An 18,838-nucleotide genomic window follows, 5' to 3' on the forward strand; every position below is an offset into this window, starting at 1 on the left:
TTCAAAGAAAGGAGCACTATCATGCGACGTAGTTTTTACCAGTACCTAATGACGCAACGCAATGCAGAAAGTTATGAACCAGTCGCTCAATTTGCTAATAACGCATTTTTAGACCAAGCTTTTCCCAAACAGTCTCAGAACTTTGACGATGTGTCCCGCTACCTTGAGTTAAATGGTAACTATCTGCAAAGTATGGATGTGTTCGACGAAGCCTGGCATATGTATCAGGAATCGGAATTATAGAGTAGAAACTTCAAAAAGACCGGCATAACGAATTTTTAGAATTCGTTGTGTCGGTCTTTTTGAATTGAATAGAATCGTTCTTCAAGAATGGCTAAGCAGTTTACTTGTCATTGATAATTTCGTTGGAACGTTCAATTAAAGATACGAACTGGAGGACTGTCTGTTGTTGAGCATCAGTTAAACCGCCCATTTTGAACGGGATGTCATCGGAACGACCCAGCAGATAATCTGCTGAGGTGTCCAAAATATCACAAATTTTAACGAGTGTCTCGATTGACGGATAAGACAATCCTTGCTCGTATGTAAAAGGCACCCGTAAAATGTAGGAAAACGGCAGGTTAGAACTGTTGGTTTTCCTACATTTTTTGTATCATGAATCACATCAGAGTGTAGGAGGAATTTGATGTGAGACGTGATTTAAGAGAAGGAGTGACGATTTACGTGACTGAAAATATTAAGCCTAACTTCGCCGAGATTGCCCGGCAATATAATGTTGATTATCGAACCGTTAAGAAAGCCTATGAGGAAGTCAAAGCTGGACTTAAGGGCCGACCAAGTGGTCGACCGAAACGGCCAAGTTTACTGGATCCATTCAAGCAAACCATCGATTCAAAGCTTGAACTAAATTGTTCGGCTGCTTCAATTTTTAAATTTATCCAGAAGAAGGGCTTTACCGGCAGCTATACCCTCGTGAAAGATTATTGTCGCCAAACCCGCCGAGAACGAGTTAAGAAAGCTACCATTCGGATTGAACATTCCCCTGGTCTCTCTGCTCAAGTTGACTGGAAAGAAGAAATGGCCCTAGTGAGCAGCGAGGGTGAGCTGTTTAAATTCAATATTTTCTTGTATGTATTGCCTTATTCAAAACTCAAATATATGACACTAACCTTTGATCGGAGCCAAGATACCCTCTTTTCTTGCTTACACGACGCTTTCCTTCATACCGGAGGTATTCCGACGGAAATCTGGTTTGATAATATGAAAACCGTTGTGGATCATACAAAATCCCAGTTTGGCCACGCTGTCTTTAACGAACGGTTCCACGAATTCTGTAAAGATGCCGGTTTCACACCAATTGCTTGTCGACCATTCAGACCACAAACTAAAGGTGCAGTTGAAGCCCTTGCTCGCACGGTTGAACGTTTACGGCCATACAATACTGAATTTGCTGATGGAACTGAGCTAATCGAACTAGTTCATATGCTCCGAGATGATCTAAATCATGAAACTTCGCAGGCCACGGACGAAGTCCCGTACCTGAAATGGTTAGACGAAGAAAAAGAGTACCTTCATCGCGTTCCAGTTAATCTCCTTGAACCATACTTCGAAGAAAACATTACCCGTGTCGTTTCGAAGGAGGCCATGATCAATTTCCGCAAATGTAAGTACTCAGTAGATCCGCGATACATTGGTTGTACGGTTGCTGTTGAAATCTCCAATGATGAGCAGCGCATTCACATTTATTATAACGGAGAAGAAATTCGTACGCACTCCATAACTACCAATTCGCTGAATTATGACCCCCAAGATCAGTTCAATATCCTCAAATCTGATTTGCTTAAAGGGCGGACAGATGAAGACATTTCAGCTTACATTCGTGAACATATGACTGATTACGACAACTTATAGGAGGCTACCATGACCACTAATAATCAAATTCTTTTAAATAATCTTGAGCGCTTAGGGTTAAACAAAATCCGTGAATACTTGCCGAATTACCTTGATCAAATTCACACTGATAATCTGTCATTAACTGAGGCGCTAATTGATTTAACTAATTCGGAACTCCAGAATCGACACGAAGGTCAGATTGCACGGGCCATTGGCCGTGCTCGGTTCCCCAATACAAAATCCCTAGATACATTTGATTTTAGCTTTCAACCCAGTATGAATCGCCAAGAGGTTCTGGAATTCCAGAATCTGGCTTTTATGGAAAAGTCTGAAAACTTAATCTTTATTGGCAATCCGGGAGTCGGTAAAACCCACTTGGCAATTAGTATTGGGATTGAGGCCTGTAAACAGGGCTGTCGGGTTCTCTTTATTAATTGTCATGAGCTGTTGATTAGATTGAGAGCAGCTTACGAAAAAGGACTGCTTGATCGATCTCTAAGCCGCTATTCGCGCTATGACCTATTAATTATTGATGAAATTGGGTATTTGCCAATTGGTCACCAAGAAGCTAACCTCTTATTTCAGCTAGTCAATGCCCGCTATGAAAAGCATTCAACGATCATTACCAGCAATAGTGATCTATCCGCTTGGGTTGATATTTTCCAGAACCCAACTGTGACAGCAGCCATTCTCGATCGCTTGGTTCATCATGTTCACGTAGTGAAGATCACTGGTAAATCTTACCGATTACGTGGCCTCAAGTAACTGCCGAAAACCTACATTTCTTTCTGCCGAAAACCTACATTTTTAAACTGCCCTTGACACTCGTAAGCAGAAACTGTTCCTTTGCTAACTTCAAGGCGTTCGGCTAAATCTAGTTGGGTTAAACGCTTTGATTTTCGAACGGCCTTTAACTTTGTTCCAAAAAACTCTATTGTCATGAGTTTACACCCTCGTTACAGAGTAGCAAAGTTGCGTATATGAAATAGTCTTATCTAGTACATCTAATATTGATATTTTTGAGAAACTTTGCTAATATTAGCTGTACGTAATGAGGGTATAGACGAGTCTTTGCAACAAGGGGAATCTGTGAAATGAATACATATAAGAAAAAGACAGTTGCTATTGTTATTGGTTTAGTGCTGACTTCTGGTGGTGTACTAGCTGGTTGTCAATCCAAACAGTCTGACACGGCAGAAACTAGTAGTAGGAGAACATCTAGTTTTTCGGCTAGTAAAATTAGCTCTGTTTCTTCATCAAAAAGTGACGCAAATGAGTTTAGCTCAAATTCAGATTCAAGTAGCAACTCAACTAGTGATAGCTCCGATAGTGCAAGCAGTTTAATAAGTTCTTCAACTGAAGCTTCATCAGTAAACAGCTCGGTTAAAAAGAGTAGAAGTGTGGATTCCGAACAAAATTTTTCACCAGAAACAATGAGCTTTAATCAAATTCAAAATGGTGATTTTAGTAGTTTGACCGGTACTTGGGTGGAAACGGCGACAGCCAGTAATCATCATCCAGATGCTCCAGGCGTTCAGTGGACGCAGGATCCTTCTGAATTAACTTCAACCCTGACGGTGGACAATCAAAAAATCAGTGATGGTTTTGTCACTCTTGAAGGAAATAAACTTTTTCAAAAAAATGAAGAGCCACTTCATATGAAGTACTCCTTAAGGGATGGTTTTGTAACTGCAGATTTGTCAGACGATAATGCAATAAATTGGTCGATTGACTTTTATCCCCAGGGTGTAACCGGCCCTACAAACATGAACAACGGTGTGACTGATGACACTTCAAAGAATCGGATTGTCTTTTGGACAAGCAATAACTGTTATACCGAGTATTTTGTGCAGCAATAGCGTCTGAATAATTAGACGTAAATTACGAAAACTATATTTGAAGATTTGTGTGAAAGGCCTGAGACATATAATGTCAACTTATTTAGTAGGGGAACAAAAAACTTCAATTTTTTCATCCAATAAAAATTGGAATTTGGAAGATGCAATTGAGACCGCCGAAAATGGCGACACAATAGAGATTGAAGACGGTTTTAGAGGATATTATGTCAAGGGCAGTTTAAAAATGTAGGTTTTCGGCAGAAAGAAATGTAGGTTTTCGGCAGTTACTTGAGGCCACGTAATCGGTAAGATTTACCAGTGATCTTCACTACGTGAACATGATGAACCAAGCGATCGAGAATGGCTGCTGTCACAGTTGGGTTCTGGAAAATATCAACCCAAGCGGATAGATCACTATTGCTGGTAATGATCGTTGAATGCTTTTCATAGCGGGCATTGACTAGCTGAAATAAGAGGTTAGCTTCTTGGTGACCAATTGGCAAATACCCAATTTCATCAATAATTAATAGGTCATAGCGCGAATAGCGGCTTAGAGATCGATCAAGCAGTCCTTTTTCGTAAGCTGCTCTCAATCTAATCAACAGCTCATGACAATTAATAAAGAGAACCCGACAGCCCTGTTTACAGGCCTCAATCCCAATACTAATTGCCAAGTGGGTTTTACCGACTCCCGGATTGCCAATAAAGATTAAGTTTTCAGACTTTTCCATAAAAGCCAGATTCTGGAATTCCAGAACCTCTTGGCGATTCATACTGGGTTGAAAGCTAAAATCAAATGTATCTAGGGATTTTGTATTGGGGAACCGAGCACGGCCAATGGCCCGTGCAATCTGACCTTCGTGTCGATTCTGGAGTTCCGAATTAGTTAAATCAATTAGCGCCTCAGTTAATGACAGATTATCAGTGTGAATTTGATCAAGGTAATTCGGCAAGTATTCACGGATTTTGTTTAACCCTAAGCGCTCAAGATTATTTAAAAGAATTTGATTATTAGTGGTCATGGTAGCCTCCTATAAGTTGTCGTAATCAGTCATATGTTCACGAATGTAAGCTGAAATGTCTTCATCTGTCCGCCCTTTAAGCAAATCAGATTTGAGGATATTGAACTGATCTTGGGGGTCATAATTCAGCGAATTGGTAGTTATGGAGTGCGTACGAATTTCTTCTCCGTTATAATAAATGTGAATGCGCTGCTCATCATTGGAGATTTCAACAGCAACCGTACAACCAATGTATCGCGGATCTACTGAGTACTTACATTTGCGGAAATTGATCATGGCCTCCTTCGAAACGACACGGGTAATGTTTTCTTCGAAGTATGGTTCAAGGAGATTAACTGGAACGCGATGAAGGTACTCTTTTTCTTCGTCTAACCATTTCAGGTACGGGACTTCGTCCGTGGCCTGCGAAGTTTCATGATTTAGATCATCTCGGAGCATATGAACTAGTTCGATTAGCTCAGTTCCATCAGCAAATTCAGTATTGTATGGCCGTAAACGTTCAACCGTGCGAGCAAGGGCTTCAACTGCACCTTTAGTTTGTGGTCTGAATGGTCGACAAGCAATTGGTGTGAAACCGGCATCTTTACAGAATTCGTGGAACCGTTCGTTAAAGACAGCGTGGCCAAACTGGGATTTTGTATGATCCACAACGGTTTTCATATTATCAAACCAGATTTCCGTCGGAATACCTCCGGTATGAAGGAAAGCGTCGTGTAAGCAAGAAAAGAGGGTATCTTGGCTCCGATCAAAGGTTAGTGTCATATATTTGAGTTTTGAATAAGGCAATACATACAAGAAAATATTGAATTTAAACAGCTCACCCTCGCTGCTCACTAGGGCCATTTCTTCTTTCCAGTCAACTTGAGCAGAGAGACCAGGGGAATGTTCAATCCGAATGGTAGCTTTCTTAACTCGTTCTCGGCGGGTTTGGCGACAATAATCTTTCACGAGGGTATAGCTGCCGGTAAAGCCCTTCTTCTGGATAAATTTAAAAATTGAAGCAGCCGAACAATTTAGTTCAAGCTTTGAATCGATGGTTTGCTTGAATGGATCCAGTAAACTTGGCCGTTTCGGTCGACCACTTGGTCGGCCCTTAAGTCCAGCTTTGACTTCCTCATAGGCTTTCTTAACGGTTCGATAATCAACATTATATTGCCGGGCAATCTCGGCGAAGTTAGGCTTAATATTTTCAGTCACGTAAATCGTCACTCCTTCTCTTAAATCACGTCTCACATCAAATTCCTCCTACACTCTGATGTGATTCATGATACAAAAAATGTAGGAAAACCAACAGTTCTAACCTGCCGTTTTCCTACATTTTACGGGTGCCTTTTACAGATATTACGAAGATGCAATTACAATCAGTAAAAATCTTACTATCATGGGCCATTTTTCCCAAAATCAAGATGGAACAAAAAATTTTTCAACTGTATTAATCGGTCATTTGATTATCAGCGATGAAGCCAATGTTACTTTGCGTGATTTATGGGTTAGTCGGGATTCTGAAAAGGCTAATTGCGTTACAGTTCAGAAATCTGCATCATTGTCATGCAAGAATGTTCAATTTGAAAATACCGCATCGACAGGTAAAAATTATCCTATCATCTATGCTGATAATAAAGCGCATTTATTTCTGGACACCGTAACTGTGCATGAGAGCAAGATTTGTGATGGTGAACATCAAATTTATGTAAATGATTCCAGCGTCGAGATAGTAAATTCATTAATTAATGCTGAAATTTATTTGGATGAAAACGCTCAAATGATTTGTAATCAATCATCTATCAATTATGCCGATTCAAACGGTTTGTATATGAATAAAAGCAAGGCAAACATACGTGATTCAGTATTTAAAGGTGGAAAAGTCAGCGATAAGGTAGATTGCAAATTTAATCCGAATTTTTGGACAAATTGGTCAGCATAACCTGATACGGTGTTTTCCAGTCAAGTATTTTAAGCGGTCTCTGGTTAATTTGGAGTAACGTCGTCGTTAAATCTTGAGCACTAATGTGCTCAAAACGAGTCCCCTTAGGATAAAAATAACGTAAATTCCGATTAAAGCGTTCATTACTACCACGTTCAGCTGGCGTATAAGCATGACAGTAATAGGTCTTAATACCATATTGTGATTCAAATGATACTAGCCCACTAAACTCAGTACCACGGTCCACAGTAAAACTGTGCACCGGTCCATTAAAAGTTGTTAGGAACTTAGTCAGTGCTTCATTAACACTCGCTGTCGTTCGGTCCTTTAACCGATATGCCCAAAGGAACCGTGATTTGCGATCGATTAAAGTTAATAAAACTGCCTTACTATGCCCACGAGGGCCAACGACGGTATCTAGTTCAAAATCACCGATGCGATTACGTTGATTAATCATCATGGGACGCTGTTCAATCGATCGCCCCAAAGATTGATTATATTTGGATCGTTGGTCAACGTTACGCCGTTGGCGTACGCCATGTTCAGGTAGATCATTCAAGGAGAAACCAATTCTCCCCTGATTTAGCCAATTATAAATAGATTTAGTCGCTAGTTTAAATTCGTGAGCAATCATTCCTGGTGACCAGCTTAGATGTAAATGGTTGAGAATTGTTTGCTTTAACTCATCGCTCAGCTTAGTTTTCCGACCACATCGTGATCGCTTGTATTCGGCATCTGTTTGTGCTAATTCAGCCTGATAAGGTTGACATCGAGATAATTCATAAGAAATTGTTGACGGTGATCGGTTCAGCCGAACGCCCATTTGGATATTGGACAGCCCTAGTTCACAAAAGGTTTCGATTTTAATTCGTTCGGAATAGGTTATACTAGACAAAAGATCAGCTCCTAAAAGATGGGTTTGTTGTAAACACCATTTTAAAGGAAGCTGATCTTTTTTGTCCGAACAGCGTTCGGATTAATTTTACAATCTACTATTTAAAAACTTTAAAGAATCATTGACGTGTCAAAGCAATGATTCTTTAAAGTTTTTTATTATCATCTTTACAAGTTCTGCTGTGAAAAAAAGCAATTGATATCTTGTGAAATCTAGGCCCACAATACTGGTTAATGAGAGGCTTTTTTCTGCTCGCTAAATCTGTTGAACAGTAGATTTTAGAAGAACTTTTAAAATAGAACAACAATTAATAGATTATTTTTCTCAATATCTGATGACTTAAAAAAGTAGGTCACCGTAAAAATGGCACCTACTCTTTGATATTTTATCTCATGACTTGCTCTGCAAACTATATGGATTAGCTCCTTAATTTACATGTGTAAAAGTCTTATGATTTTTTTCCAACCAGTGTGACGCGTTGACGAAGGTAACTTTTCTGTTCAATCATATCTAACAGGCCAATGGCGTAGTCGGCATAACTAATATAATGATCATCGTCATTTTGGGCTCGATATTCTTCACCATCAATGTGGTAATTGCCTGTTTTTGCACCATCTGGATCGTAATTAAATGCTGGAGTTACATAGGTCCATTGGATATTCGAATAGGAGCGTAGGCGATTCAGGCTCGCTACCAGAGCGTTTGCTAAAGGCAACCAGTCAGTGGGGTAGTTGTCACGATCCTTGATCATTTTTGTGTGTTCACTGTTTATGAACAAAGTTCCAGCGCCGCCAACTTTTAAATAACGGGTTTTAGTGCCATTTAGTAGGGTAGCAATATGCGAAAGTCCAGTAGTGTGAACTGCGAAGGTCTCGGGGGTCCAAGCACTAACTGCGTCAATAATAGCGTCGGCGCCATCAAAATCCTTGGCAGTTAAATCCATAATATCCTTTATTAAAATTTGAGCTCCATGTAGATCTAAATTTTCATGACGTTTGTGTGCAATGGCCAGTATTTCATGTCCACGGTCTTGAGCTTCTTTGATGACGGCTTGACCAGTTTTACCATAAGCACCAATGACAGCAATTTTCATATTATTATGATCTTCTTTCTAGTTTATTGAGTAGTGAATCTTTAATGCGTGATCGCTAAGACGACGGCTTTTTAATTCCCAAGAACGTCTAATTCAATATTTGATAGCAATTCTCTAATTTGTTTGAGTTCAGATTCGGGCAGCTCAATATCCGCTGCGCCAGCATTTTCTTGAATGCGTTCAGTTTTACTGCTTCCTGGAATTGGCACAATCCAGGGTTTTTGATTTAACAACCAAGCGAGTGAAACTTGGGCTGGACTGGCAGTGTGCTTCGCCGCCAACTGGTTAATCAGTTCTGTCAGTTGCTGGGCTTTTTGAATACCTTCTGGAGAATACTGTGGCATGTGGCTTCTGAAATCACTCTTTTGATCATACTGAGTATTCTGTTTGATATTTCCTGACAGAAATCCATTCGCCATTGGACTGTATGCGACTAGGCCAATGTGCAGACTTTCTAGTAGGGGCAGTAGCTGCTCGGCTTTTCTAGCCATCATGGAATAACGGGTTTGAACAGCTGTAACCTTTGTCACTGCGTTAGCTCGCTTGATGTAATCAGCTGAAGCGTTGGAAATTCCCCAGTGTTGAATCTTACCCTCTTTAATAAACTGTCCCATTAAGTCCGCAACTTCTTCTGGACTAACGTTTGGATCCTCCTGATGCTGATAATATAAATCAATGGAATCAACACCTAATCGTTTTAAACTACCTTCAAGTGAATGACGTAGACTATCTGGTTGAGCGTTTGGAATACTCTTGGTATGATCATTATTCCAATAAAGACCACCCTTGCTGGCGATAACAACCTTGTCACGGATTGGCTTGAGTGCTTGACCAACAAGCTCTTCATTAATCGATGGTGTTCCATCTGCTTGCTGACCAACGTAAAGCTCAGCTGTATCGAACATTGTGTAGCCAGCTTCATATGCTTCTCGAATTCGCTTTTCGGCAGTTACTGGATCAAGGGCGTTGCCATAGGCGTGCGATAATCCCATTGAACCAAATCCAATCGCCGAAACTGTTAAATCGTTTAGTTTTCTTGTCTTCATTTGGCAAATTACAAGTTTAATCCGAACAAGCCCGGAATCTTTCAATGGCAGTCTGTTGATGATGTATTTTTAATGGTCGTTGATTAATTAGTTCAAGTGCTGCTAGGATCTCATCAGTCGTTACTTGGCTAAAATTGGTCTTTTTCGGGAAGAACCAGCGTAACCGTCTATTAAAATATTCATTGGAACCTCGCTCCCATGGTGAATATGGATGGCAAAAATAAACTTTGATCTGATAATCCTGTTCTAAGGCCTGATAATTGGCAAACTCTTTACCATGATCAACAGTAATGGATTTTACTTGGGGACCGAAGGCCCCCATAAACTTGCCAAAGGCGGTGTTTAGAGCCTTAGCCGTTCTATTAGGGGCTTTGATGGCCCATAGAAGTCGGGTCTTACGTTCTACGAATGTAACCAGACATGATCGTGACTCACTTCGACTAGAAAGCACCGTATCTACTTCCCAATGACCAAAAGCTAATCGTTGATTAACAGTTGTTGGCCGTTGTTCGATGGAAGTCCCACTTGTAAATTTCCCACGATTTTCGCTCACTCGGTGCTGGCGGACATTCCGATTGGGTAGATCAGTCAATTTGAAGGGGAGCCAGCCACGATTAAGCCAATTATAAATTGACGCAGTGCTCAAGTTATAAGCGGCCGCAATGGTTTCTGGTGACCAGGTTAATCGTAAGTGATTGGTAATTAAAGTCGCTAATGCTGCCGTCAGCATCGAACGACGACCGCAATTCCGCCTTTTGCGATCTGCATCTTGCTGAGCTAATTCTGGATCATAAGGTTTAACCCGGTCCAACTCATAGCTAATCGTAGCTTTGGCGACGCCTAAGGCGTCAGCCATTACTTGGTAAGATTTATTCCCCTCATTGACCAGTTGTGCTAGTGCGCCACGTTGAAAACGTGATAAAGTAGATGTACCCAAAGTAATCACTCCCTATATTGGTTGGAATTAGCTACTACCATTGTAAGTGATTACTTTGGGCTTTTTAATTTCTGTTCGGATTAATTATAGAATTTGCCATTTTAATAAAATTCCTTTCTTATCGGACGTTTGGCAATTCCGAATACAAATTATATTAATTGCAGTTTCAGTAAAAGCGAAGGGACTAAACGGCTAAAAGAGTATTAACTTGAAGTTAATAAGGAATGAAATACTATCAAAAAAACAACAGTGAGTCGCTATTTTCAGCTCACTGTTGTTTTTCACTTTTGATTGGTGTGTACGTTTTGACTAATGATTTTGACGAATTGTTGCACTTTTATTGATGGCTTCTTTGCATAGATCAATCCATAGGGAGATTCATAAGTCCAGTTTACTGGAACGGTCTTCATTAGCGGTTGTAGGTTACTCCAAATATCACGAGTTAACAAAAGATCATCAGAATTTGCGTATTCATTAAATACATCGGTATTAAAAAAACGTGTTGTATTAATGATTTTGATTTGCGGATGATTCTTTTCAATATCATGACAAATTTTATCAATAATGGAAGCTTGATCACGTGGAGGGCAGACAATCGTCTCCCCATTTAAATCGTCAAAATTTAATTTGTCCTTTTCAGCTAGTCGATGAGTACGAGGAACGGCCAATCGAAACTGATCCATTCCTAAAACTAGTACGCTGTAATTTTGTTGCCATTGCAGTGAATCAGTAGGCCCAGATACACAATCTATTTCTGTGCCAATCTTTGCCGACGGAGTTTTTAAAGTGATGTCATCATCGTTAATAGGAACCACCTGGAGTTTGAAATTTTTGAGTGCCTGACTATATTGTCGCCAAATTTCAACCAATGGTGTCCCAGGCCGCATGATCGACGCACCAACATTAATAACCTGCTTGCTTTTTTGACCAGTTTCTCGGGCCTTTTCAATTGCGGTATTTGCAGTGATGTTGATTTTAGTGACGGAATCAAACAGACTTTTACCGGCATCAGTAAGTATGACACCTTGTGTACTCCGTTTAAAAAGTGGGACTTCCAATTGTGCCTCCAAATTATTGATTTGCTTCATGACAGAAACTGGAGAAATGAAGAGACGCTGAGCAGCTTTGGAAAAGCTACCACTTTGTGCCACTTGTAAAAAGGTCATATACATTTGATTAATCATTCACCGACAGCTCCCTAGTATTAACCTAAAGTTAATGCCATTTAAACATTTTGACCACTTCGCTGTCAAACAAATGGCTGATAGTATAGCTTGTGTTGAAACGTTGAAGTTACCTTTTGATCGTAATGATCTGTAATCAAAAGTTTATTCTCTTTAAACGCAACATTTTAACATTTTTTTGATTTTAGGAGGAAGCAACAATGACTGAAGTTCCAATGATTAAATTAAACAATGGTGTCGAAATGCCACAAGAAGGATTAGGCGTTCTAGATGCTGGGAGTTTTGATGAGGTTAAACAAACAGTGTTAGATGCCTTTTCAACTGGTTACCGAATGATTGATACAGCACAAGCTTATGACAATGAAGGCGCAGTGGGCGCTGCAATTTCAGAAAGTGGTCTCAGTCGCGAGGATATCTTTGTTACTACAAAAGTTTGGATCAGTAATTATGGTTATCAAGCCACTAAGGATTCTGTGGAAAGATCTTTGCAGGATTTGCAAACGGATTATATAAATTTAGTTTTGTTGCACCAACCATACGGAGATTATTATGGTGCTTATCAAGCGTTAGAGGAACTTTATAAAGCTGGCAAAATTCGTGCCATTGGGGTTGCTAATTTCATGCCAGATCGATATGTCGATTTAGTGCAATACAGTGATGTCACTCCAGCTGTTAACCAAGTTGAAACACATGTGTTTGATCAGGAATGGGATTTACGAAAGTACATGGATCGTCATAATACTCAGATTGAATCATGGGGACCATTTGCGGAAGGCAGACATGACTTCTTTAAAAACGAAACTTTGAAACGAATTGGTCAAAAATATGGGAAAACTGGACCACAAGTTGCCTTACGTTATTTAACGCAAAACGGGGTTGTTATTATTCCTAAATCTGTTCATAAAGAGCGAATGGCTGAAAATTTGAATATTTGGGATTTCAAACTTAACGAAGAAGATTTAAAAGAAATTCGTGGTTTGGACACTGGTGATACGCTTTTCTTTAGTCCACATTGTAAAAGGCACTCGTAAAATGTAGGAAAACGGCAGGTTAGAACTGTTGGTTTTCCTACATTTTTTGTATCATGAATCACATCAGAGTGTAGGAGGAATTTGATGTGAGACGTGATTTAAGAGAAGGAGTGACGATTTACGTGACTGAAAATATTAAGCCTAACTTCGCCGAGATTGCCCGGCAATATAATGTTGATTATCGAACCGTTAAGAAAGCCTATGAGGAAGTCAAAGCTGGACTTAAGGGCCGACCAAGTGGTCGACCGAAACGGCCAAGTTTACTGGATCCATTCAAGCAAACCATCGATTCAAAGCTTGAACTAAATTGTTCGGCTGCTTCAATTTTTAAATTTATCCAGAAGAAGGGCTTTACCGGCAGCTATACCCTCGTGAAAGATTATTGTCGCCAAACCCGCCGAGAACGAGTTAAGAAAGCTACCATTCGGATTGAACATTCCCCTGGTCTCTCTGCTCAAGTTGACTGGAAAGAAGAAATGGCCCTAGTGAGCAGCGAGGGTGAGCTGTTTAAATTCAATATTTTCTTGTATGTATTGCCTTATTCAAAACTCAAATATATGACACTAACCTTTGATCGGAGCCAAGATACCCTCTTTTCTTGCTTACACGACGCTTTCCTTCATACCGGAGGTATTCCGACGGAAATCTGGTTTGATAATATGAAAACCGTTGTGGATCATACAAAATCCCAGTTTGGCCACGCTGTCTTTAACGAACGGTTCCACGAATTCTGTAAAGATGCCGGTTTCACACCAATTGCTTGTCGACCATTCAGACCACAAACTAAAGGTGCAGTTGAAGCCCTTGCTCGCACGGTTGAACGTTTACGGCCATACAATACTGAATTTGCTGATGGAACTGAGCTAATCGAACTAGTTCATATGCTCCGAGATGATCTAAATCATGAAACTTCGCAGGCCACGGACGAAGTCCCGTACCTGAAATGGTTAGACGAAGAAAAAGAGTACCTTCATCGCGTTCCAGTTAATCTCCTTGAACCATACTTCGAAGAAAACATTACCCGTGTCGTTTCGAAGGAGGCCATGATCAATTTCCGCAAATGTAAGTACTCAGTAGATCCGCGATACATTGGTTGTACGGTTGCTGTTGAAATCTCCAATGATGAGCAGCGCATTCACATTTATTATAACGGAGAAGAAATTCGTACGCACTCCATAACTACCAATTCGCTGAATTATGACCCCCAAGATCAGTTCAATATCCTCAAATCTGATTTGCTTAAAGGGCGGACAGATGAAGACATTTCAGCTTACATTCGTGAACATATGACTGATTACGACAACTTATAGGAGGCTACCATGACCACTAATAATCAAATTCTTTTAAATAATCTTGAGCGCTTAGGGTTAAACAAAATCCGTGAATACTTGCCGAATTACCTTGATCAAATTCACACTGATAATCTGTCATTAACTGAGGCGCTAATTGATTTAACTAATTCGGAACTCCAGAATCGACACGAAGGTCAGATTGCACGGGCCATTGGCCGTGCTCGGTTCCCCAATACAAAATCCCTAGATACATTTGATTTTAGCTTTCAACCCAGTATGAATCGCCAAGAGGTTCTGGAATTCCAGAATCTGGCTTTTATGGAAAAGTCTGAAAACTTAATCTTTATTGGCAATCCGGGAGTCGGTAAAACCCACTTGGCAATTAGTATTGGGATTGAGGCCTGTAAACAGGGCTGTCGGGTTCTCTTTATTAATTGTCATGAGCTGTTGATTAGATTGAGAGCAGCTTACGAAAAAGGACTGCTTGATCGATCTCTAAGCCGCTATTCGCGCTATGACCTATTAATTATTGATGAAATTGGGTATTTGCCAATTGGTCACCAAGAAGCTAACCTCTTATTTCAGCTAGTCAATGCCCGCTATGAAAAGCATTCAACGATCATTACCAGCAATAGTGATCTATCCGCTTGGGTTGATATTTTCCAGAACCCAACTGTGACAGCAGCCATTCTCGATCGCTTGGTTCATCATGTTCACGTAGTGAAGATCACTGGTAAATCTTACCGATTACGTGGCCTCAAGTAACTGCCGAAAACCTACATTTCTTTCTGCCGAAAACCTACATTTTTAAACTGCCCTTGACATCCACATGATCCTGAAACCGTCGAAATGTTTGCTCGTTTTGTTAAAACTGGTCATTTTGAATTTCGTGAGAACGATGCTTAATTTTGACAAAGGTGAATAAAATAACGTTATCGTGATCGCATTTGATACAAAAAGACAATCTAAAAGTTCTTTAGGTTGTTTTTTATTTTATACATTGAATTTTAGATTGTATTCTTTTAGCATTTTGACAGTTTGTGATTTTGCCCGGTGATAGATAAGAGGTGTCAAACGATGATAGGGAATGTTTTATTGCAGACTTGTAAGCAAGGATATGAATTTGAACTAATTGAAAATGATCTGAGCGAAGGCTTTTATCACTTGCTACCTGTAATCATTGATTTATACGTTGGTCAAGATACACATTACTGGGGATATCTTCCAAGAAAATTAAATATTGAAAGTCTTCCTAAAATCGTGATGCCTCCTCGCAGAGGTCTGTACTACGTTCCGAGTTTGCAAACCGTTACCATTTATTATCGTGATGCCATCAGCGAACCAGCAAACGATTTATATTTACTAGGTAGGCCCAAGGAAAATTTAGAAACGCTTGCTCAACAAGCAAGCGATATAGTCATTAGTGCAAAATTTAAATTTTAAGGAGAGGTAAACATGGCAAAAATTTTAGTTACAGGATCAACAGAAGGTTTAGGTTTATTAACTGCTAAAAAATTGATTAGCCAAGGAAATGAAGTTGTTTTACATGCACGAAACGAGCAAAGGGCTGCAGAAGTCAAGCAGGCGTTGCCGCAAGTAAAAAATATTGTAATTGGCGATTTATCTTCGAGAAAAGACATTGATAACCTAGCAAAACAAATTAACAAATTAGGAAGTTTTGACGCAATTATTCATAATGCAGGCGTATACACTGGTAATGCTAAATTGACCTTTCAAGTTAACGTCCTGGCTCCATACTTGTTAACTATGTTAGTCAAGCAACCCAAACGGCTAATTTTTGTCTCTTCGGGAATGCATGTTGGTAGTCATTTGAATTTGGATAATTTGATGGATTTAGATTATTCAGGATCTAAACTACAGATTTTGTTATTAACAAAGGTATTAGCTCGTTTATGGCCAAATGTCACAGCAACTGCGGTTGATCCTGGTTGGGTTCCAACTAGAATGGGTGGCGCTGCTGCTAGTGATGATTTAACGCTCGGGTATACGACGCAAGTTTGGTTAGCTACGTTAAACAATGTTTCTGTCAGTGGAAATTATTATCATCACATGAAGTTAGCCACTTATGATCGTCGAGCCGACGATGAAACGATTCAAGATAGGTTTCTAACAGAAATGCAAAAGATTTCTGGAGTCAATTTTGTTAAGTAAAGAGAATTTGAGTTGATTATAGAAAGACCTCATCAATCGTGGGGTCTTTTGATTTTTGGGTTAGCCTAATTGAATGTCATTTCATCAATTTTGTTTAAGTCAAAAGTCTCTGTTTCAAAAAAATTCAAACTAGCCATTTTTCTTAGGAGGCAGTTCATGCAGTTATTTTTTGCAATTATACTTTTATTATTAGCCGTGGTTCCAGCACAAATATTATTTCAAAAGTTTGATAAAATTCCAGTATTTTTCTTCCAGATTGCGATTGGCTGGTTGCTATCCTACTTTCCACTCTATCAACACTTTACCATTGCGCCTGAAATCTTTTTATTAGTCGTTATCTCAACTCTGATGTTCAGTGATAGTCGCCGGGTTAATCTTGGAAGATTTGCACGTTCATTGCGATCAACGTTATCGTTGGCTATTAATCTAGTGGTAATGTCCATTTTAGTTGTTGGTACCGTTGCTCATTTGATTACACCACAACTGAGTTGGTTTGGCGGCTTTATGCTAGCCGCAATTCTGTCACCGACTGATGCCGTGGCTTATCAATCGATTACTGCAGGAACGCCATTGCCCAAATATTTAGATAATATGTTGCAAAATGAATCGCTATTAAATGACGCCTCTGGGCTTGTGGCATTTAATTTGGCATTGAGTGCTTTAACAACTGGACATTTTTCACTAGTCAGTGGTATTGGTGATTTTATCTATGTATTCATCGGTGGCATAATACTGGGATTAATACTTGGCTGGTTGTTTATGTTTTGTCGGCGTTGGTTGATTATTCATGAAATAAACACCAATATGATTATTGTGCCGTATATTATGGCAACACCATATATCGTTTATTTTATCGCTGAAGAATTAAAGATGTCTGGAATTTTGGCTGTTGTGGCAGCAGGCATATTGCGTACTTGGGAACAAAATAATTGGCAATTGAGCACCGCTCAAACTCAGAATACGGATTTTGCAGTGGAGGGCATGGTCAACTCAATTCTCAATGGCACTGTTTTTGTTATTATGGGGCTTAATCTACCAAGCATCATTAGGTTAGCTAATACGCATAATGTTTCTATCGGCACATCTATTTTAATTGGCATCTTGTTATATTTGGTTTTATTTGGTTTGCGTGTGTTTTGGTTTTCTTCAGGGATTGTCCCTCAAAAAGGTAACCGGCATAATAAAACAGTTATTAATGGTTTATTAGCAGGGATAAATGGTGTTCATGGAACTGTAACTCTGATGATGGCATTGTCGATTCCGTTAACTGTAACTGGATTATCAGCTGATTTGAGAGCTGCCATTATTCTGATAACTTTAACAGTTGTAATACTGAGTATGTTGATGCCAATGTTTGTCACACCATTACTTTTAAAAGCTTATCCTAAAACCCCAATTCATCACAGTGAGAAACAGGTTATTTAGTAGATTGTAAAATTAATCCGAACGCTGTTCGGACAAAAAAGATCAGCTTCCTTTAAAATGGTGTTTACAACAAACCCATCTTTTAGGAGCTGATCTTTTGTCTAGTATAACCTATTCCGAACGAATTAAAATCGAAACCTTTTGTGAACTAGGGCTGTCCAATATCCAAATGGGCGTTCGGCTGAACCGATCACCGTCAACAATTTCTTATGAATTATCTCGATGTCAACCTTATCAGGCTGAATTAGCACAAACAGATGCCGAATACAAGCGATCACGATGTGGTCGGAAAACTAAGCTGAGCGATGAGTTAAAGCAAACAATTCTCAACCATTTACATCTAAGCTGGTCACCAGGAATGATTGCTCACGAATTTAAACTAGCGACTAAATCTATTTATAATTGGCTAAATCAGGGGAGAATTGGTTTCTCCTTGAATGATCTACCTGAACATGGCGTACGCCAACGGCGTAACGTTGACCAACGATCCAAATATAATCAATCTTTGGGGCGATCGATTGAACAGCGTCCCATGATGATTAATCAACGTAATCGCATCGGTGATTTTGAACTAGATACCGTCGTTGGCCCTCGTGGGCATAGTAAGGCAGTTTTATTAACTTTAATCGATCGCAAATCACGGTTCCTTTGGGCATATCGGTTAAAGGACCGAACGACAGCGAGTGTTAATGAAGCACTGACTAAGTTCCTAACAACTTTTAATGGACCGGTGCACAGTTTTACTGTGGACCGTGGTACTGAGTTTAGTGGGCTAGTATCATTTGAATCACAATATGGTATTAAGACCTATTACTGTCATGCTTATACGCCAGCTGAACGTGGTAGTAATGAACGCTTTAATCGGAATTTACGTTATTTTTATCCTAAGGGGACTCGTTTTGAGCACATTAGTGCTCAAGATTTAACGACGACGTTACTCCAAATTAACCAGAGACCGCTTAAAATACTTGACTGGAAAACACCGTATCAGGTTATGCTGACCAATTTGTCCAAAAATTCGGATTAAATTTGCAATCTACCATTTGGCAAGAACTTATTCAAGATAGTTTGCGTCGAATTGAAAGCTTACGGCTTAGTGAGGATGTTCAAAATTATTTGAGAGTT

General features: G+C 39.7%; 21 protein-coding genes. 13 read left to right on the forward strand and 8 right to left on the reverse strand.

The window, feature by feature from the left end:
* Positions 1–21 precede the first annotated feature (21 nt).
* The 3 genes from ABUE36_RS07405 to istB (ABUE36_RS07415) all read left to right on the forward strand — a co-directional run bounded on the left by ABUE36_RS07405 (position 22) and on the right by istB (ABUE36_RS07415) (position 2,619).
* Entirely contained in the window at positions 22–243 is a 222-nt protein-coding gene (locus ABUE36_RS07405; protein WP_017261909.1) for a YozE family protein, read from the forward strand.
* A 405-nt stretch (positions 244–648) separates the two neighbouring features.
* Positions 649–1,872: an IS21 family transposase gene (gene istA, locus ABUE36_RS07410; RefSeq protein WP_003555353.1), complete on the forward strand. Its 1,224-nt coding sequence runs from the start codon at positions 649–651 to the stop codon at positions 1,870–1,872.
* 9 nt (positions 1,873–1,881) lie between these two features.
* Positions 1,882–2,619 carry an IS21-like element helper ATPase IstB gene (gene istB / locus ABUE36_RS07415; protein WP_014386885.1) on the forward strand — a complete coding sequence of 246 codons (738 nt, stop codon included), beginning with the start codon at positions 1,882–1,884 and terminating at the stop codon, positions 2,617–2,619.
* Positions 2,620–2,630: 11 nt separating this feature from the next.
* Here istB (ABUE36_RS07415) and ABUE36_RS07420 read toward each other — a convergent pair whose 3' ends face one another.
* Positions 2,631–2,795, reverse strand: coding sequence for a helix-turn-helix domain-containing protein (locus tag ABUE36_RS07420; RefSeq protein ID WP_421016486.1), 165 nt, complete (start codon positions 2,793–2,795; stop codon positions 2,631–2,633).
* A 153-nt stretch (positions 2,796–2,948) separates the two neighbouring features.
* On the opposite strand from ABUE36_RS07420, the gene ABUE36_RS07425 reads away from it, so the two are divergent.
* Positions 2,949–3,713 carry a DUF6287 domain-containing protein gene (locus tag ABUE36_RS07425; RefSeq protein ID WP_161001280.1) on the forward strand — a complete coding sequence of 255 codons (765 nt, stop codon included), beginning with the start codon at positions 2,949–2,951 and terminating at the stop codon, positions 3,711–3,713.
* Positions 3,714–3,783: 70 nt separating this feature from the next.
* Entirely contained in the window at positions 3,784–3,942 is a 159-nt protein-coding gene (locus ABUE36_RS07430; protein ID WP_421016487.1) for a hypothetical protein, read from the forward strand.
* 34 nt (positions 3,943–3,976) lie between these two features.
* On the opposite strand, the gene istB (ABUE36_RS07435) is transcribed toward ABUE36_RS07430, so the two are convergent.
* Together istB (ABUE36_RS07435) and istA (ABUE36_RS07440) are read right to left on the reverse strand one after the other, a co-directional pair.
* A complete protein-coding gene (istB, locus tag ABUE36_RS07435) occupies positions 3,977–4,714 on the reverse strand; it encodes an IS21-like element helper ATPase IstB (protein WP_014386885.1) in 738 nt (245 codons plus the stop codon).
* Between the two features lie 9 nt (positions 4,715–4,723).
* Positions 4,724–5,947 carry an IS21 family transposase gene (istA, locus tag ABUE36_RS07440; protein WP_003555353.1) on the reverse strand — a complete coding sequence of 408 codons (1,224 nt, stop codon included), beginning with the start codon at positions 5,945–5,947 and terminating at the stop codon, positions 4,724–4,726.
* 148 nt (positions 5,948–6,095) lie between these two features.
* On the opposite strand from istA (ABUE36_RS07440), the gene ABUE36_RS07445 reads away from it, so the two are divergent.
* A complete protein-coding gene (locus tag ABUE36_RS07445) occupies positions 6,096–6,638 on the forward strand; it encodes a hypothetical protein (RefSeq protein WP_421016488.1) in 543 nt (180 codons plus the stop codon).
* Here the strand turns inward: ABUE36_RS07445 and ABUE36_RS07450 are convergent.
* The 5 genes from ABUE36_RS07450 to ABUE36_RS07470 all read right to left on the reverse strand — a co-directional run bounded on the left by ABUE36_RS07450 (position 6,604) and on the right by ABUE36_RS07470 (position 11,793).
* Complete coding sequence (locus tag ABUE36_RS07450; RefSeq protein ID WP_096109805.1) at positions 6,604–7,533, reverse strand: IS30-like element ISLpl1 family transposase; 930 nt, start codon at positions 7,531–7,533, stop codon at positions 6,604–6,606. The two genes, ABUE36_RS07445 and ABUE36_RS07450, sit on opposite strands and share 35 nt — an antisense overlap.
* Positions 7,534–7,981: 448 nt before the next feature.
* Positions 7,982–8,626, reverse strand: a complete 645-nt coding sequence (locus tag ABUE36_RS07455; RefSeq protein WP_421016489.1) for an NAD(P)-dependent oxidoreductase — start codon at positions 8,624–8,626, stop codon at positions 7,982–7,984.
* 71 nt (positions 8,627–8,697) lie between these two features.
* The gene (locus tag ABUE36_RS07460; protein WP_421016490.1) at positions 8,698–9,672 is read right to left on the reverse strand and encodes an aldo/keto reductase; all 975 of its coding nucleotides are present in this window, start codon (positions 9,670–9,672) and stop codon (positions 8,698–8,700) included.
* A gap of 16 nt (positions 9,673–9,688) precedes the next feature.
* Complete coding sequence (locus ABUE36_RS07465) at positions 9,689–10,609, reverse strand: IS30-like element ISLsa1 family transposase (protein ID WP_011373852.1); 921 nt, start codon at positions 10,607–10,609, stop codon at positions 9,689–9,691.
* A gap of 281 nt (positions 10,610–10,890) precedes the next feature.
* Positions 10,891–11,793, reverse strand: coding sequence for a LysR family transcriptional regulator (locus tag ABUE36_RS07470; protein ID WP_421016491.1), 903 nt, complete (start codon positions 11,791–11,793; stop codon positions 10,891–10,893).
* 200 nt (positions 11,794–11,993) lie between these two features.
* On the opposite strand from ABUE36_RS07470, the gene ABUE36_RS07475 reads away from it, so the two are divergent.
* The 7 genes from ABUE36_RS07475 to ABUE36_RS07505 all read left to right on the forward strand — a co-directional run bounded on the left by ABUE36_RS07475 (position 11,994) and on the right by ABUE36_RS07505 (position 18,740).
* Positions 11,994–12,824 carry an aldo/keto reductase gene (locus ABUE36_RS07475; protein WP_421016492.1) on the forward strand — a complete coding sequence of 277 codons (831 nt, stop codon included), beginning with the start codon at positions 11,994–11,996 and terminating at the stop codon, positions 12,822–12,824.
* A gap of 86 nt (positions 12,825–12,910) precedes the next feature.
* Positions 12,911–14,134, forward strand: coding sequence for an IS21 family transposase (istA, locus tag ABUE36_RS07480; protein ID WP_003555353.1), 1,224 nt, complete (start codon positions 12,911–12,913; stop codon positions 14,132–14,134).
* Positions 14,135–14,143: 9 nt separating this feature from the next.
* A complete protein-coding gene (istB, locus tag ABUE36_RS07485) occupies positions 14,144–14,881 on the forward strand; it encodes an IS21-like element helper ATPase IstB (RefSeq protein ID WP_014386885.1) in 738 nt (245 codons plus the stop codon).
* A 312-nt stretch (positions 14,882–15,193) separates the two neighbouring features.
* Entirely contained in the window at positions 15,194–15,559 is a 366-nt protein-coding gene (locus ABUE36_RS07490; RefSeq protein ID WP_421016493.1) for a cyclophilin-like fold protein, read from the forward strand.
* 12 nt (positions 15,560–15,571) lie between these two features.
* A complete protein-coding gene (locus ABUE36_RS07495; RefSeq protein ID WP_421016494.1) occupies positions 15,572–16,288 on the forward strand; it encodes an SDR family NAD(P)-dependent oxidoreductase in 717 nt (238 codons plus the stop codon).
* 156 nt (positions 16,289–16,444) lie between these two features.
* A complete protein-coding gene (locus ABUE36_RS07500) occupies positions 16,445–17,713 on the forward strand; it encodes a cation:proton antiporter (protein ID WP_421016495.1) in 1,269 nt (422 codons plus the stop codon).
* Positions 17,714–17,810: 97 nt separating this feature from the next.
* The gene (locus ABUE36_RS07505) at positions 17,811–18,740 is read left to right on the forward strand and encodes an IS30-like element ISLpl1 family transposase (protein ID WP_096109805.1); all 930 of its coding nucleotides are present in this window, start codon (positions 17,811–17,813) and stop codon (positions 18,738–18,740) included.
* Positions 18,741–18,838: the final 98 nt, after the last annotated feature.

The organism is Furfurilactobacillus cerevisiae (assembly GCF_048961765.1).
GTDB classification, from domain to species: domain Bacteria; phylum Bacillota; class Bacilli; order Lactobacillales; family Lactobacillaceae; genus Furfurilactobacillus; species Furfurilactobacillus milii_A.